The sequence below is a fragment of the Marinobacter halophilus genome, assembly GCF_003007685.1.
Classification (GTDB): Bacteria; Pseudomonadota; Gammaproteobacteria; order Pseudomonadales; family Oleiphilaceae; genus Marinobacter; species Marinobacter halophilus.
This window is the reverse complement of sequence record NZ_PXNN01000011.1, coordinates 372,491-388,086: the sequence shown is the minus strand read 5'-3', so window position 1 is coordinate 388,086 and position 15,596 is coordinate 372,491. Positions and strand designations below refer to the sequence as shown.

Annotated in this window: 17 protein-coding genes; 14 read left to right on the top strand and 3 right to left on the bottom strand. The window is 59.7% G+C overall.

Annotation, left to right across the window (positions count from 1 at the left end; genetic code table 11):
• The first annotated feature begins 27 nt into the window (after positions 1-27).
• The 11 genes from pqqA to C7H08_RS08110 all read left to right on the top strand — a co-directional run bounded on the left by pqqA (position 28) and on the right by C7H08_RS08110 (position 10,406).
• On the top strand, positions 28-99 hold the full coding sequence (gene pqqA / locus C7H08_RS08160; protein WP_007153157.1) for a pyrroloquinoline quinone precursor peptide PqqA: 72 nt from the start codon (positions 28-30) through the stop codon (positions 97-99).
• Between the two features lie 53 nt (positions 100-152).
• On the top strand, positions 153-1,082 hold the full coding sequence (gene pqqB / locus C7H08_RS08155) for a pyrroloquinoline quinone biosynthesis protein PqqB (RefSeq protein ID WP_106671238.1): 930 nt from the start codon (positions 153-155) through the stop codon (positions 1,080-1,082).
• Positions 1,079-1,834 carry a pyrroloquinoline-quinone synthase PqqC gene (gene pqqC, locus C7H08_RS08150; protein ID WP_106671237.1) on the top strand — a complete coding sequence of 252 codons (756 nt, stop codon included), beginning with the start codon at positions 1,079-1,081 and terminating at the stop codon, positions 1,832-1,834. The genes pqqB and pqqC overlap by 4 nt, the downstream gene beginning before the upstream one ends.
• Positions 1,831-2,109: a pyrroloquinoline quinone biosynthesis peptide chaperone PqqD gene (pqqD, locus tag C7H08_RS08145; RefSeq protein ID WP_373284872.1), complete on the top strand. Its 279-nt coding sequence runs from the start codon at positions 1,831-1,833 to the stop codon at positions 2,107-2,109. Before pqqC ends, pqqD begins: the two co-directional genes overlap by 4 nt.
• Positions 2,106-3,239: a pyrroloquinoline quinone biosynthesis protein PqqE gene (pqqE, locus tag C7H08_RS08140; protein ID WP_106671235.1), complete on the top strand. Its 1,134-nt coding sequence runs from the start codon at positions 2,106-2,108 to the stop codon at positions 3,237-3,239. Before pqqD ends, pqqE begins: the two co-directional genes overlap by 4 nt.
• Positions 3,205-5,079 carry a S9 family peptidase gene (locus C7H08_RS08135; protein WP_106671234.1) on the top strand — a complete coding sequence of 625 codons (1,875 nt, stop codon included), beginning with the start codon at positions 3,205-3,207 and terminating at the stop codon, positions 5,077-5,079. The genes pqqE and C7H08_RS08135 overlap by 35 nt, the downstream gene beginning before the upstream one ends.
• 71 nt (positions 5,080-5,150) lie before the next feature.
• Entirely contained in the window at positions 5,151-6,314 is a 1,164-nt protein-coding gene (gene ercA / locus C7H08_RS08130; protein ID WP_106671233.1) for an alcohol dehydrogenase-like regulatory protein ErcA, read from the top strand.
• Complete coding sequence (locus C7H08_RS08125) at positions 6,283-8,046, top strand: PAS domain-containing hybrid sensor histidine kinase/response regulator (RefSeq protein ID WP_423793506.1); 1,764 nt, start codon at positions 6,283-6,285, stop codon at positions 8,044-8,046. Before ercA ends, C7H08_RS08125 begins: the two co-directional genes overlap by 32 nt.
• A 138-nt stretch (positions 8,047-8,184) precedes the next feature.
• Positions 8,185-8,472, top strand: a complete 288-nt coding sequence (locus C7H08_RS08120) for a hypothetical protein (protein ID WP_106671232.1) — start codon at positions 8,185-8,187, stop codon at positions 8,470-8,472.
• Positions 8,473-8,522: 50 nt separating this feature from the next.
• Positions 8,523-9,899: a class II fumarate hydratase gene (locus tag C7H08_RS08115; RefSeq protein ID WP_106671231.1), complete on the top strand. Its 1,377-nt coding sequence runs from the start codon at positions 8,523-8,525 to the stop codon at positions 9,897-9,899.
• 24 nt (positions 9,900-9,923) lie between these two features.
• Positions 9,924-10,406 (top strand): CDP-archaeol synthase, encoded by a 483-nt coding sequence (locus C7H08_RS08110; RefSeq protein WP_106671230.1) that lies wholly within the window; start codon positions 9,924-9,926, stop codon positions 10,404-10,406.
• Between the two features lie 6 nt (positions 10,407-10,412).
• On the opposite strand, the gene C7H08_RS08105 is transcribed toward C7H08_RS08110, so the two are convergent.
• Positions 10,413-11,387, bottom strand: a complete 975-nt coding sequence (locus C7H08_RS08105) for a metallophosphoesterase (RefSeq protein ID WP_106671229.1) — start codon at positions 11,385-11,387, stop codon at positions 10,413-10,415.
• A 147-nt stretch (positions 11,388-11,534) separates the two neighbouring features.
• Between C7H08_RS08105 and chrA the strand changes: the two genes are divergently transcribed.
• From chrA to msrB, 3 genes are all read left to right on the top strand, one after another.
• Positions 11,535-12,713 carry a chromate efflux transporter gene (chrA, locus tag C7H08_RS08100; protein ID WP_106671228.1) on the top strand — a complete coding sequence of 393 codons (1,179 nt, stop codon included), beginning with the start codon at positions 11,535-11,537 and terminating at the stop codon, positions 12,711-12,713.
• Between the two features lie 91 nt (positions 12,714-12,804).
• Complete coding sequence (gene msrA / locus C7H08_RS08095; protein WP_106671227.1) at positions 12,805-13,455, top strand: peptide-methionine (S)-S-oxide reductase MsrA; 651 nt, start codon at positions 12,805-12,807, stop codon at positions 13,453-13,455.
• A 22-nt stretch (positions 13,456-13,477) separates the two neighbouring features.
• Positions 13,478-13,903 carry a peptide-methionine (R)-S-oxide reductase MsrB gene (gene msrB, locus C7H08_RS08090; RefSeq protein ID WP_106671226.1) on the top strand — a complete coding sequence of 142 codons (426 nt, stop codon included), beginning with the start codon at positions 13,478-13,480 and terminating at the stop codon, positions 13,901-13,903.
• A gap of 38 nt (positions 13,904-13,941) precedes the next feature.
• Here msrB and sorU read toward each other — a convergent pair whose 3' ends face one another.
• The gene (gene sorU, locus C7H08_RS08085; RefSeq protein ID WP_106671225.1) at positions 13,942-14,265 is read right to left on the bottom strand and encodes a SorU family sulfite dehydrogenase c-type cytochrome subunit; all 324 of its coding nucleotides are present in this window, start codon (positions 14,263-14,265) and stop codon (positions 13,942-13,944) included.
• 59 nt (positions 14,266-14,324) lie between these two features.
• Complete coding sequence (gene sorT, locus C7H08_RS08080) at positions 14,325-15,551, bottom strand: SorT family sulfite dehydrogenase catalytic subunit (RefSeq protein ID WP_106671224.1); 1,227 nt, start codon at positions 15,549-15,551, stop codon at positions 14,325-14,327.
• Positions 15,552-15,596: the final 45 nt, after the last annotated feature.

Sequence of the window (15,596 nt, the reverse complement as noted above, 5' to 3'; positions counted from 1 at the left end):
TCATAATCATGACAAGAGGTGAGCATCATGTGGACCAAGCCAGCGTATGAAGATCTCCGGATCGGATTTGAAGTAACCATGTACTTCGCCAACCGGTGAATTACGGCCGACCAGCCGATCGGGCTGGTCGTTTCCGACCCGGAGGTTTAACCATGCATCTTCACATTCTGGGTTCGGCCGCCGGCGGCGGTTTCCCCCAATGGAACTGTAATTGCCGCAATTGTTCCGGCTACCGTGACGGCACCCTGAACGCCAGAGCCCGCACTCAGTCATCCATCGCCATCAGCGAAGACGGCGAACACTGGATTCTTTTCAACGCCTCCCCGGACATCCGGGCTCAACTCGCCGCGTTTCCCGCTATGCAGCCGGCCCGCTCGTTACGTGACACGGGTATTTCGGCGATCGTGTTGATGGACAGCCAGGTTGACCATACCACCGGATTGCTGTCCCTGCGCGAGGGCTTGCCGCTGGATGTCTGGTGCACCCGCCAGGTTCATGATGATTTAAGCACCGGCTTTCCGTTATTCACCATGTTGCAGCACTGGAACGGTGGCCTGAACTGGCGTGAAATTGAAGCCAACGAACAACAGTCGTTCACGATTCCCTGTGCCCCCGCTCTTGAGCTGACGGCCTTCCCGATTGTCAGTAACGCTCCGCCTTATTCGCCGCGCCGGGACAATCCCCACCCGGGCGATAATATCGGGCTCTTTATTCGCGATTCCCGTAATGGTCAGACGGTGCTTTATGCCCCTGGCCTGGGGCAGCCGGACGACCGCATCCGCAGCTGGATGAAGCAAGCCGATGTCCTGCTGGTGGATGGCACGGTCTGGCACGATGATGAAATGATTCGCCAGGAAGTCGGCACCAAGACAGGCCAGGCCATGGGGCATCTGGCCCAGTCGGGGACCGGGGGTATGATTGAATTGCTGGACACCATGCCAGCCCATCGCAAGGTGCTTATTCACATCAACAACACCAATCCGATCCTGGATGAAGACTCGCCCGAGCGCGCGGAACTGGCCGCCCATGGCATTGAAGTGTCCCAGGATGGCATGCAGATCGACCTGACGGGGCAGCCATGAACGCTAAAGCCAACACCGCCTTGAACCGCCACGATTTCGAACAGGCTCTGCGGGCCAAGGGTGCGTATTATCATATTCATCATCCTTATCATCGGGCCATGTACGGTGGCCAGTGTACGCCTGAGCAAATCCGGGGTTGGGTGGCCAACCGGTATTACTACCAGATCAAAATCCCGCAAAAAGACTCCGCCATCATGGCGAACTGTCCGGACGCGTCGGTACGCCGCCTGTGGTTGCAGCGCATTCTCGATCATGACGGTCACGAGGGCGACGTTGGCGGTATCGAAGCTTGGCTGTCGCTGGCAGAGGCGGTCGGCCTGACCCGGGAAGAGGTCATCGATGAACGTCACGTGTTGCCGGGAGTCCGCTTTGCGGTCGATGCCTATCTCAATTTTGCCCGCCGCGCGACCTGGCAGGAGGCGGCGTGTTCGTCTTTGACGGAGCTGTTCGCGCCGGAAATCCATCAGTCCCGGTTAGACAGTTGGCCACAGCATTACCCCTGGATAGAAGCGGATGGCTATCGCTATTTCCGCAAGCGTTTGTCCGAAGCCCGGCGGGATGTGGAGCACGGGCTGGCAATCACCCTCGATCACTTCGTTACCGAAGCCGAGCAGAATCGTGCCTTCGAGATCCTGCAGTTCAAGCTGGATATTCTGTGGAGCCTGCTGGACGCGTTAACCATGGCTTACGTCCACCAGACGCCGCCGTTTCATACGGTAACCGATGAGCCTGTCTGGCACCGGGGATTGTGAGGAGTTTCGCGATGGAGCAAATACCCCGGCTGAGGCGCGGTTTCCGGTTTCAATGGGAGCCGGTACAGAACAGTCACGTGCTGTTGTACCCGGAGGGCATGGTCAAACTCAACGACAGTGCCGGTGCCATTCTGGCGGAGGTGGACGGCGCTCGCTCTGTGCAATTGATCATTGCCTCCCTCGAGCAAAAGTACCCGGAGGCCGGCCCGCTTGCGGCAGACGTTGAAGCGTTTCTGGCCGAAGCGATCCGACAACACTGGATTGAATGGTTATGAATGAGCTGGCAGACAAAGTCGGGCCCCCGTTGTGGTTGCTGGCAGAGTTAACCTACCGCTGCCCACTGCAGTGCCCCTATTGCTCCAACCCCATCGATTACGCCAGCCAAAAGAGTGAGCTGAACACTGAGCAGTGGCTGGATGTGCTACGCCAGGGGCGGGCCATGGGTGCCGCACAACTAGGGTTCTCGGGTGGTGAACCGCTGGTGAGACAAGACCTGCCGGAGCTGATTGCCGGTGCTCGCGAGCTGGGCTACTACACCAACCTGATCACCTCCGGGCTGGGGCTGACCGCCGACAAGGTAGACACGTTTGCGCAAGCTGGCCTTGATCATATCCAGGTGAGCTTTCAGGCGTCGGATCCGGAACTTAATAACGCCGTGGCCGGCTCGCGCAAGGCGTTTGATCAAAAACTCGCGATGGCCCGGGCGGTGAAAGCCGCCGGTTATCCGATGGTGCTCAATTTCGTTATTCATCGCCATAACATTCACCAGATGAACGATATTCTGGCGTTATGTGAAAACCTGGACGCGGATTACGTTGAATTGGCGACCTGCCAGTACTACGGATGGGCCTTCAAGAACCGTGAAGGGCTGATGCCGTCGAAGAGCCAGCTGGTGAAGGCGGAGCAGGAGGTCAACCAATACCGCGCCGACTTGATGGATCGGGATCAGCCGATGAAGGTGATCTTCGTAACGCCTGACTACTACGAAGAGCGTCCCAAAGGCTGTATGAACGGTTGGGGCAGCCTGTTCCTGACCGTGGCCCCGGATGGCACGGCGTTGCCGTGTCACAGCGCCCGGCTGCTGCCCATCGACTTCCCCAACGTACAACGCCAGCCTTTGAACGACATCTGGTATCACAGCCCAGGTTTCAATCACTACCGGGGTGACAGCTGGATGCCGGAACCCTGCCGCTCCTGCGATGAGAAAGGCAAGGATTTCGGGGGTTGTCGTTGTCAGGCCTACCTGCTGACCGGCAATGCCGATAACGCCGACCCGGTATGCTCAAAGTCACCGCACCATGATCGCATCCTGGCAGCCCGTACCGCGGCTGACCACGCCACGGCCGGGCTGGAGGATCTGACCTATCGCAATGCCCATAATTCCCGACTGCTCTATCGGGGCTGACCCGATATCCGCGCAAGCCGCCTGCGCCGGTTTTACCCAGTTTGCGGGGCTCAGGGTGTGTGGCCAGGAGGTGTTCTGGCTGGCATCGGAACCGGCAACCGGCACCGTGGGGCTGTGGCAGACCAGCAATACCGGAGTCCGCCGTGTTCCGACCGGCCCGGGCAGCATTCGAAGTCGTCTGAATGGCTACGGTGGCGGTGCCTTCGCGGTTCTGCCCAAGCGCATCGTCTGGGTGTCGGAGGATCAGAGTCTCTGGAGCCTGGACCGCCACTCCGGCGAGCGAACGGTGTTGCTGAACGGAAACGGTCAGGCCTGGGGCGGCCTGGTGGCAGACCCGACCCGTGACCGGGTCGTGGCGGTGCGAGAGCAGCAAAACCAGCAGGCATTGATGGCGATTGAAGCCGCCGGACCGATACGGGTACTGCACCAAGGCCTGGATTTTTACGGCGCACCGGCCGTCAGTGCCGAGGGATCCCTGCTGGCCTGGTGCAGCTGGCAGTTGCCGGATATGCCCTGGTTGCAATCCACGCTTTGGGTGGCGGAGGTGGCCAGCGATGGCTCCCTGACGAACACTACCGGGCAGGCACCACCAGCCCCAGGCTCTGTTCAACAACCGCAGTATGCGGGCGAGGCGCTGTGGGTGGTGTCTGACCATCAGGGCTGGTGGCAGCCTTGGCAGGTGGTTCGGGAAACGGACCGTTACCGTTGGCACTCGGCCGGCAGCCCTGCATCAGACCATGCCAATGCCCCCTGGCAGTTGGGGGAACAACACGCCTGCCCGGTGGCCGGAGGCGGCTGGGCACGGGTTCGATACCGTAACGGCATTGGTGAACTCTGGCTGGACGACGTCGCCGGTGATCGGCGGCTGGCCGAGGCGTTCACCGATTTCCGGGATCTTCGGCTACGGGCAGGGCAACTGGTGTGCCTGGGCCGTTCGGCCGATCGCTATGACAGCGTTCTGAAAATCTGCCCGCGCACCGGCGCGGTAGATGTTCTGGCCGGAGGCGGGTTGCCGGCCCACACTTCCGTCAGGCCGGCGCTGCCCCTCGCCTTCAGCGTGCCGGGCGATCAGCCGCAAGCAACTGTCATTCAGGGTTTCCTGTACTTGCCGGTCTCTGACACCTACGCGCCTCCACCGGTGATTCTGACGGCTCATGGCGGCCCCACGTCCGCAGCCTACGCCGTTTATAACCCGCAGGTTCAGTTCTGGTGCCAGCGGGGCTTCGCGGTCGCCGAAGTGAATTACACCGGCAGCACCGGCGCCGGCCGAGACTTTCGCCTCGCTCTTGGGGGCGAATGGGGCAGCGCCGAGGTGCGGGACATGGTCCGGAGCGCCGATTATCTGGCGGCGCAGGGGCTGGTCAGTCACGGCAAAGCCTTTATCCAGGGCAGAAGCTCCGGTGGCTATACTGCTCTCATGGCGGGCGTTCAAACCCGTCGTTTCTGCGCCATCGGCAGCCTGTTTGGCGTGACCGATCCGATGAAACTCAGGGCGGCCACGCACCGGTTCGAATCCGGCTATCTGGACTGGCTGCTGGGAGACCCACAGACCTATTCCGATCGCTGGAACGACCGCACTCCGGCGATTCAGGCCAGTCGTATTCAAAGTCCGGTAATTTTCTTTCAGGGCGGTCTTGATGAGGTGGTCGTACCTGAGCAGACTCGGCTGATGGTTGAGGCACTTCGCTCTCACGGCCAGCGCGCAGAGCTGTGCTGGTTTGACCAGGAGGGCCATGGGTTCCGGCAGGCAGCTAATCAGGCGTACATGCTGGAGCGCCTGAGCCACTTCTACCAGCGCTGCGTCCGAACCGGGCCACCGGCCCGGTCAAAAGGACAATGAATCGGCACAAAACTTGAGTTAAACTCTCAACTATTATTCCTATAACAACAACTGGGCTGTCCCTGTGCGTCATGAGCTATGATATTTCTGCGCTGCGCAAATTTGTCTCCCCGGAGATTGTGTTTGGTAACGGTTCTCGCCGGTCGGTTGCCAATTTCGCCAGCAATTTCGGTGCCCGTCATGTTTTCCTGGTGTCCGACCCCGGTGTTGCGGCGGCAGGCTGGGTAGGCGAAATCGAAACCCTGCTGTCGGAAGCGGGCATTCGCTGCACGACATTTACCGGGGTATCTCCCAACCCGAAAGTGGACGAAGTCATGGCTGGTGCCGAACTGTACCGGGCCAGTGAGTGTGACGTTATTGTCGCGATTGGCGGTGGCAGCCCCATGGACTGCGCCAAAGGCATCGGTATTGTGGCTTCCCATGGCCGAAACATTCTGGAGTTTGAGGGTGTGGATACGATCCGCAATCCGTCGCCCCCACTGATCCTGATTCCTACCACTGCGGGCACGTCGGCCGATGTTTCCCAGTTTGCGATCATTTCCGACCCCAATCGGCGCTTCAAGTTCTCGATTATCAGCAAGGCTGTTGTTCCGGATGTTTCGTTGATTGATCCGGAAGTCACCGAAACTATGGATGCCTATCTGACCGCCTGTACTGGCGTTGATGCGTTGGTGCATGCCATTGAAGCGTTCGTGTCGACCGGCAGCGGCCCGCTGACCGATACCCATGCTCTTGAGGCGATACGGTTGATCAACCGGAACCTGGAGCCTTTGGTGGCGAACCCGTCAGATCCGCTGCTCCGGGAGCAGATCATGCTGGCGTCGATGCAGGCCGGGCTGGCGTTCTCCAATGCGATTCTCGGGGCCGTGCATGCCATGTCTCACAGCCTGGGCGGATTTCTGGACTTGCCGCACGGGCTCTGCAACGCTCTGCTGTTGGAGCATGTTGTGGCGTATAACTTTGCCTCGGCTGAAGATCGTTTTCGCCGGGTAGCGGAAGCCATGGACATCGACACCAGAGGCATGTCACATGCCCAGGTCAAAAAACGCCTGATGAGCCGGATTGTTGGCCTTAAGAAAACGGTGGGTTTGGAGGCCCGGCTCCAGGAATTGGGTGTGACCACCTCAGACATTCCCTACCTTTCCGGTTATGCAATGAAGGACCCTTGCATATTGACCAACCCAAGGAAGTCTTCCGTGGGGGATGTTCAGGTTGTCTATAAAGAAGCCCTCTGATTCAGAGAACGCGGGTTATGCTGTCGGTGACCTTTTAGGGCTGAGCAGTCAGTCCGTCCGCAAGAATTATTACCCCGCGCTCCAGAATCGACTGAAAGAGCTGGAGCAGGAACGCAACCGCTACAAATGGCTGTTCGAAAACGCGCTGCACGGTGTCTTTCAGGCCAATCTGCGAGGCGGCTTTCTGGCCAGCAATCCGGCCATGGCGCGCATCTGTGGCTACGACGACCCGCAGCAGCTTCAGGCCAGCGTTATCCGGTTGCGAGAGCAACTCTTCTGCAGTGCCGCAGAGTTCGATGCGATTCGCCAGGAATTGCTCGATTTCGGCAGTCTGCGTGCCCGGGAAACCCGGTTCCGCAGAGCTGACCAAACGCCGGTGCATGTAGCCGTAACCCTGCTGCGCCGGCCTGATCTCGGGCCGGAAGTGGTCGAAGCGTTTGTCGCGGATATCAGCGAGAGGGTGCAGTCACGGCAGAAACTGGAACAGATGAACGCCGAGTTGGAGAGGCGGGTAGAGGAGCGCACCGAGGCCCTTCACAACGCCAACGTTGACCTTCGCTATCAGATTGAAGAGCGCGAAAAAATCCAGCAAGAACTCAAAGTGGCGGTTGAAGCCGCCACGGAAGCCAATCGTGGCAAAGACAAATATCTGGCCGCAGCCAGCCATGACCTACTGCAACCGCTGAACGCGGCCCGCCTGATGATTTCCGCGTTGCAGGACAGCAAGCTGCCTGAGGCGGAAGAGCGGATGGTGAACCAGGTTCATCGAGCGCTCGAAGGTGCGGAGGATCTGCTGGCCGATTTGCTGGACATTTCCAAACTGGACCAGCAGGCGATGAAGCCAGACCTGACGTTCCTTGACTTGGCTGAGCTGCTTAAGGGTCTTGGCGAAGAGTTTCAGGCGGTGGCCGCCAATGCAGGGTTGAAGTTCCGAGTGCGGACTGTGCCACTGATCGTTCAGGCCGATCACCGAATGCTCACGCGAGTGTTGCGCAACCTGTTGAGTAACGCTTTCCGTTACACCCATCAGGGTGGTGTACTGCTAAGTCTGCGCAAGCGCCGGGATAAGCTCGCTATCGATATTTGGGATAGTGGGATCGGAATAGAAGAGCACAAGTTGCAAGATATCTTTACCGAATTCCATCAGCTCCTGCCTCAGGGCAGTGGTGGTCGGCAGGGTGTTGGACTGGGGTTGGCGATCGTGGAGCGGATGGCTCGGATACTGGGCTACGGGATTGACGTTGTTTCCCGGCCGGGTCGCGGCTCTCGGTTTACGGTGTCGATTCCGCTGAACCGAGTCTGTCACGAGCCTCTGCGGAATACACGAAAACCAGCGGCGATAGCAGCGTCGGGCTTTGACGAGACCATCGTGCTGGTTATTGATAACGAGCCAGCGGTGCTGGAAAGCATGGCTGCGGTTCTGGAGCGTTGGGGATGCGTTGTATTGGCGGCGGCCAGTGAATCCGAGGCGTTGAGCTTGCTCGACGGAGGGCCTGGGCCGGATATCATCCTTGCCGACTATCACTTGAACAATGAGTGCACTGGTTGCGAGGCCATATATGCGGTTCGTCGATTTCTGAATCGGGATTTGCCTGCCGCCGTTATCACTGCAGATCGCAGTGATGAGACCCGCAATCTGATGCGAACACTGTACCTGCCCATTCTCAACAAGCCCATCAAACCGAATCGTCTGCGTGCCTTATTGGCGAGCCTGACCAGCTCTGTCGCCTGACCCAGCTATTCAACGCCCAGTCCACGCTGTTCAATGGCAAGAGCGACGGCGCAAGAATAGAAGTGCCTCGAAGAGGCCCCCTTATGCGTTTCAGGGTCTACACTTGAGGTGAATCGTTCACAGCCTCAGGAGATCAATATGACTAATCACGAACAGGGTCTGACCAATCATGAAGTCACCATCTGCCTGGCTGGCGGAGCAGTGCTTGGCCCCTATAACGCCACCTGGAGTCAGAATGAGGGTGGCGATGTGCGAGAGCTTGTGCGCGAGTACGACGCCTTTTTACAGGGCGAGAAACAGCAGCGTTTCAAGTTCCATTTACACGACACCTACACCCAGACCGTACACACCCTGATCCTGGATTTTGAGCAAGTTACCGGCATCTGCGACCATGTCAGGTTACGGTCTCAGGCGCCCGGGGGCTAACCCTGCCACCCTGAGGCATTCAAGCTAGACAACGCAGACAGGAGGAACCGGTGAGCGACTTCAGAACGGAAAAGGACAGCCTGGGTGAGGTAAAGGTGCCGGCCGATGCGCTCTGGGGCGCCCAAACCCAGCGCGCGGTGGAAAACTTCCCGGTGAGTGGCCAGCCCATGCCGGCGGCATTTATTGCCGCAGTGGCTCAGGTCAAGCGCGCTGCTGCCCAGGCCAATGCCTCATTGGGCCTGCTCGATGCAAACCTGCGCGACGCCATTGTTGAGGCCTGTGAGCAGCTGGTGCAGGGTGAGTTCGCAGATCAGTTCCCCGTCGATCGGTACCAGACCGGCTCCGGTACCAGCACCAACATGAACGTGAATGAGGTGATCTCTGGCATCGCCCATCAGCAAGGCACGGAGGTGCACCCGAACGATCATGTCAATATGAGCCAGAGTTCCAATGATGTGATTCCCACGGCGATTCATGTCAGTGCTCTGCTGGCGCTCAGAGACAAGTTGCTGCCGGCGCTGTCGCACCTTCGCGGGGTGATCTATGAACGTGAAGCCGAGCTGTCCGGGCAGGTCAAAACCGGGCGCACCCATTTGATGGATGCCATGCCGGTTACCCTGGGCCAGGAGCTGAGGACCTGGCGGGAGCAGATTGCCGCTGCAGAAAAACGGCTTGAGGCTGCGATGGCAGAGCTGGCAGCGGTGCCGCAGGGAGGCACCGCGGTGGGCACGGGGGTGAATGCGGCGTCCGAGTTTGCCGGACAGTTTATCAAATTTCTCAAAGCCAACACCGGCCACCCGTTCCGCTCGTTGGAGCACAAGTTTGTTGGCCAGAGTGCGGTGGATGCACCGGTGGCCCTGTCGGCCCAGCTGCGCGGTGTGGCGATTGTGCTCACCAAAATCGCCAACGACCTGCGCTGGATGAACAGCGGTCCCATTCATGGTCTGTCAGAAATCAGCCTGCCGGCTCTGCAACCCGGTAGCAGTATCATGCCCGGCAAGGTCAACCCGGTTATTCCGGAATCGGTGGCCATGGTGGGTGCGCAGGTGATGGGCCTGGACAATGCTGTGGCGATTGCTGGCCAGTCCGGGAATTTTCAGCTCAACGTGATGCTGCCGCTGGTTGGTGCCAATGTGCTGGATATGATCACACTGCTGACGGGTGCGTCGGTTATCCTCGCGGACAAGGCGCTCAAAGGCTTTACGGTGAATGCCGATAATCTGAATGAGGGGGTGGGCCGTAACCCGGTATTGGTGACCGCACTCAATCCTGAAATTGGCTATACCCTGGCGGCGGACATTGCCAAGGAAGCCTACCGTACCGGTCGCCCGGTGATTGACGTCGCCGAGGAGCGCAGTGGTCTCAGCCGCAAGCGCCTCGAAGAGCTGATGAATCCGCTCAAACTGACCCGTGGCGGTCTGACCTGAACAGACGTCACCGGAGGTAAGGCCGTGCTGTTAGCGTTGGAGCTGTTTGTCATGCTGGTGTTGGCCAACGGTTCGCCGTTGGTCGTGGCCCGGCTGTTGCATCAGCGCGGTAATTGGCCGGTCGATGGCGGCCGTGTGTGGCGAGATGGCGGGCCGGTGTTTGGCCCCAGCAAGACGTGGCGGGGGCTGGTGTCCGGCATAGCCTGTTGCCTGGTATTTTCGGCCTGGGTGGGTCTGGGCTGGTTTTTCGGGGCGCTGTTCGGATTGCTCGCCCTGATCGGCGACCTGATCAGCAGCTTTATAAAACGCCGCTGGGGACTGGTTTCAAGCGCCCGTGCTCTTTGGCTGGATCAGCTGCCTGAGGCCTTGCTGCCGATGATCATGGCCTGGCTGTGGTTGCCTTTGCTTCTGTGGGAAGCTGTCGCAGTGGCCTTGCTGTTTGCGTTGGGCAACATGCTGATCTCGCCAGTACTGTACCGCCTGGGTATTCGCAAACAGCCGCACTAGCGCGAATTATTGTGGCCCACGGGTCAGTGTGTGCAGGGTCACCTCTGGCGGGCAATTCAGGCGGACATTCAGCACCGAGGTGCCGGAACCGGGGGACGTGTAGCCCTGCATGCCGTTGACCTGCCAGAAACCCCGGCCCAGTCGTCTCGGGCAGTCAGAATCCAGTGTCACCGGAATGCCACCTGGCAGGCAGAGCTGGCCGCCGTGAGTGTGGCCGCACAGGAAGAGGTCGTAACCGGCGTGGGCGGCTTCGCGCCATATTTCCGGGGTGTGGCTCAACAGCAGACTGACACCGCCCGCGGGAATGTCGTCGCCGGCACGGTGCAGGTTATGTACTTTGTAATAGTGAGCGTCGTCCACCCCTGCCAGGTAGAGTGAGCTTCGTCCCCGTTTCAGGGGTACCATCTCGTTCATCAGCAGGCGGTAGCCCATGTCTTCAAGCGCCGGTACCATACGCACGCTGTCGTGGTTGCCCAGAACCGCGTAAGCATCGCCTTTGATGGCGCCGCGCAGGCGCGCCATGCCCTCCACCGCGGCATCGATCGAGCCCCAGGTGAGCTGGCGATAGTCGCCGGTGAGCACGCACAGATCGTAGTCGAGCGGCTGGATCTGCTCGATCACCGCCTGCAGATTCTGCTCGTCCATGTCGACGTGCAGGTCGGTCAGGTGCAGCACGCGGAACCCGTCAAAGGCTTCGGGCAGATCGGGCAGGGTAAAAGTGTTGTGAGCGGTGGTGAGTGAGCGGCTATTTTCCTGGGCCCGGTTGAACAAGCCTGTCGCTTGCAGGCAGAAGCGGATCAGACCTGGTGCGTTGGTCAGGTTTTCCAGGTGAAATGAGCGCTTGTCACGGCCGAATACCCGGGCTTCTGCCTCGCGCTCGATACCCAGACGCTGTCGTGCGTGCACCGGCCCAAGTCGCAGACTCAGCCGGTAGTGAAGAAGCTCATCCTGATCTTCTGCGGTGCGGACTAATGCCGTCATATTGATTTCCCTGATGCCGAGCGGAGTCTTATGCCTGACTCCTGTTGTTATTATGGATGGTCACCAAGGTTGTGCAACCGCCCAGACACAATGTTCATGTTTTACTGCCACGATGCGATGCTAAACGAAACAAAGAGTCAAGACGCGATGACCGATCCAGACAAGCTCGAATCCATCAGTCGCTGGCAGGTGTTCCTGATCTTTCTGCGACTGGGCCTGACCTCGTTTGGCGGCCCGGCTGCGCACCTGGCGTACTTTCACGATGAGTTTGTAAAGCGCCGGAAGTGGCTGTCAGACAGTGCCTATGGTGAAATCGTGGGGTTATGTCAGCTGCTGCCGGGCCCCGCTTCGAGCCAGGTGGGGTTGACCATCGGTTTCCTGCGAGGCCATTACGCCGGGGCGCTGGCAGCCTGGCTTGGCTTTACCTTGCCGTCAGCGATCCTGATGGCGCTGTTTGCCTTTGGTCTGGGGCTGTGGCCAGAAGCGGGCACTGGCGGTTGGGTCAGTGGCCTGAAGCTGTTTGTGGTAGCGGTGGTTGCGCAAGCGGTCTGGCAGATGGGGCGGTCGTTGTGCCCGGACCGGCCCCGTATTGTTGTTGCGATGCTGGTGACTGTGACACTTCTGCTGGCAGGCGCGGTCTGGATGCAGGTTCTGGTGCTGGCGATGGCAGCCCTGGCAGGTGCCGGCCTGAAATTGCCCTCCGCCAAAGCAAGTGACCCGTTACAGGTGCCGGTGCAATCTGGCAAGCCGATGCTGTTCGCGCTTCTTTTTGTGTTATTGCTGGCGCTGTCGTTTGTACCCCAGGCTACGGGATCGCTGGCCTGGATCGGCGCCGAGCTCTATCGGTCGGGCGCCCTGGTGTTCGGCGGTGGCCATGTGGTGTTGCCCTGGTTGCAGGAAGGCTTTGTGGTCTCCGGTGCTATGCCCGCCGACACGTTTCTGGCCGGCTATGGTGTGGCGCAGGCGATGCCAGGGCCTCTGTTTAGCTTTTCGGCCTTTCTGGGGGGTGTTGACGGGGGCATCGCGGGCGTCGTCATCGCGGTGGTGGCGGTGTTCCTGCCGGGAACCCTGCTGGTGTTTGCCGGTCTGCCCCTGTGGACGTGGGTGCGGCAACATGAAAAGGCCCGGTCTGCTCTGGCGGGCGTAAATGCCGGGGTAGTGGGCCTGCTGCTGGCTGCCCTGTACGATCCGGTCTGGACCTCGGCGGTGCATGGCGCTGGTGACTTTGCCTTTGCATTGTTGTTCTGGCTGGCGCTGGCGGTCTTGCGGGTGCCGGTATGGGGGCTGGCACCGGCCAGCGCGGCTCTTGGGGCAGTCTTTTTGTGATCCCCCGGCGTATACACGAGCATCTACAGTAGTTGGCATTGTGTGGCCAAACCGCCACACTCCAGATAAACGAACGCAATGGAGCAACCCCATGAGTGATGCATGCAACGTCCCCGGACTCTCGGTACCCCGCAGCCGGTTTCCGGCGCCTGAACGGGATTTGCCGGAACCGGCGGGCGAGTCCCGGATTGTCCTGGCGGGCGGTTGTTTCTGGTGCGTAGAGGCGGTATTGCTGGCTCTGGACGGCGTTACTTCGGTCGAATCGGGCTATGCCGGTGGCTCATCCGAGACCGCCAACTATCAGGCGGTGTGCAGCGGCACCACCGGTCACGCTGAAGTGGTCGACGTGCATTACAACCCCGCCAAAATAAGCCTGGGTGAACTGCTTCGGGTGTTTTTCTCGGTTGCCCACGACCCGACGCAGTTGAACCGACAGGGTAATGACATAGGCACCCAGTACCGGTCTGCAGTGTTTTACGAAACCGACGAGCAGAAGCAGGTGGTGGAAGCCTACATTCGCCAGCTTGATGCGGCTGGGGTCTATTCTGACCCGATTGCCACCGCGCTGGAGCGGCTTGCCGCCTTCTATCCGGCGGAAGCCAGCCATCAGAACTTTGCCGCGCGTAATCCCTGGCAGCCTTACATCATGGCGGTCGCCGCTCCCAAGATGGAAAAACTGGCCAGCATCTGGGCAGACCGGTTAAAACCGGAATTCAGTCAGGACGACCCGGACCAGGCCTGAGCCAAACGACTAGGAGAACAGCATGAGCGTATCCGCAGCAGGTTATGACCTGACACCGCTGAACAAAGCACAGATTGAAGAGAAAGCCGAAGCGCTGACTGCTGAAGAGAGGCGGGTGTTGCTGGATCACGGCACCGAGCATCCGTTCTGCGGCACCCTGCTGGACAACAAGACGGCCGGCGTTTATCACTGTCGGCTGTGCGATCTGCCGTTGTTCAGCTCCGATGCCAAATTTGATTCCGGAACCGGCTGGCCCAGCTTTTTCCAGCCGTTTGATCCGGAGCATATTCGGTACATCGAAGACAGCACTCTGGGCATGACCCGCACCGAGGTTCGCTGCCCCCGGTGCGACAGCCATCTTGGCCACGTGTTTCCGGACGGACCAGCCCCAACCGGGCAGCGCTACTGCCTGAATTCCATTGCCATGGTGTTTGTAGAAAGCGCCTGAGCGAGTGATGTGGGCGGGGGCAATAGTGCCCCCGCTGATCAGTTCTGAGCGGAAGTGACTGAAACAATGTAGTCGGCAACTGCCTGAACCTGTTCGGCAGACAGTGAGCCTTCAAACGCTGGCATGATGCCAACGCCCTGCGTTACGGCGTTAACCACCTGATCCCGGGACGGTTTGAGTTCGTCCAGGTCTGGCCCGATGGCCCCGGCCGATCCTGCGTCCGACAGAGTGTGGCAAATGGTGCAGGAAGGTTGTGAAATCTTGGTGAACACTTCTTTTCCGAGTTCGGTGTTATCGGCGTGCGCCAGAGCGCTCAGGCCTGAAAACCCAAGAGCTGCCACCAGTACTGCTGTTTTTCTCATGTTTTTACGATCCGGTTAAGCCAGGGTGGACGGTGTCCTCCGCCCACCCCACGGTTGGTTCAGCTAACGGTGACCGAGACTCCGTGGTCACTCCATCCGTTGTGACCGTAGCCACGCTCATTTTCAATCCTGCCTTCAGGTTGAGTATTACCCTCAATGTCGGTTGCCCGGCTGACGATTCGATGCTCGCCGGCCCCAAGATCGGCTGCCATCACAAATGGACGCCAGGCATAAGGCCCAAGATCCGGCCCAAGGAAACGGCCCTGCTTCCAGGTTTTACCGCCATCGGTTGAAACCTCGATTTTCTCCAACGCTACCGTGCCACCAAACGCCACGCCGCAAACCATGCTGCGGCCACTTCGCCCGGTTTCAAGCGGCGCGGTTACCCAGGATTTGACGTTCATTTCCCACATGGAGGGCTGGTCCGGCGAGCCTGATTTGCCCACCTCCCGCACCCGGTAACCGGAGGCTTGAATCTTGGCATCGGTCTGGTTTTCGGTGAACGCGATATTTTTCACGTATTTGACGTTGTTCACCCCGTAGTAACCGGGCACCACGAGGCGCAAGGGGCCGCCGTGGGTGTGGCTCAGGGGTATGTCATTCATTTCCCAGGCCAGCAGCGCAGAGTCCAGCGCGCGAGTGGGTATTGAGCGTTCCACCATGATGCTCTTGGGATCGAGCCCTTCCGGTAAGGATTCACCACCGGTACCGGTGATGTAGCGGGCACCTTCGGCCACGCCTCCAAGTGCATCAACTACATCCTTCAACGGCACGCCGGTCCACATCACACAGCCTGCGGCGCCAACCGACCAAGGTGTGCCGCTGGCACCATGGGGGAAGAAGGCCCGGCCGTTGCCGGAGCACTGAAGCACCGAGGCCACGGTGGTGACGCCCATGGACTTCAGCTCACCAACGGTCAGCGAACGAGGATTTTTCACGCCCTCGATCTGCACTTCCCATGCATCGGGATCGTCGGTAATGGTTGATGGCGGGGCTGGTAGATTGTTGCGAACAAACAGGCGGTCAGCGGGCGTGATAACGCCGTTACCAATGGCTCCCCGATGGGTTTCCATGGTGTTGGCGGTATACACAATCAAAGCGTTACGATCTTTCCAGGCCGCGAAATCGGGCAGTGATTTCGGTTCGCTGGCTTTGGTCAGCGGGGTAAAGCCCAGCAGGCTGACTGCCGCCATGGCGCCGGCGCTGCCGACCAGAAGGCTCCGGCGTGTTGGATTTTCCAGGCCGGGGTCATTGGCGCCCCGCTCAAGGGCGTGTTGCTGTTTCATATGCCGTCTCCTTATTGGGATTGTCATCGGACGGTGTTCCGCTTT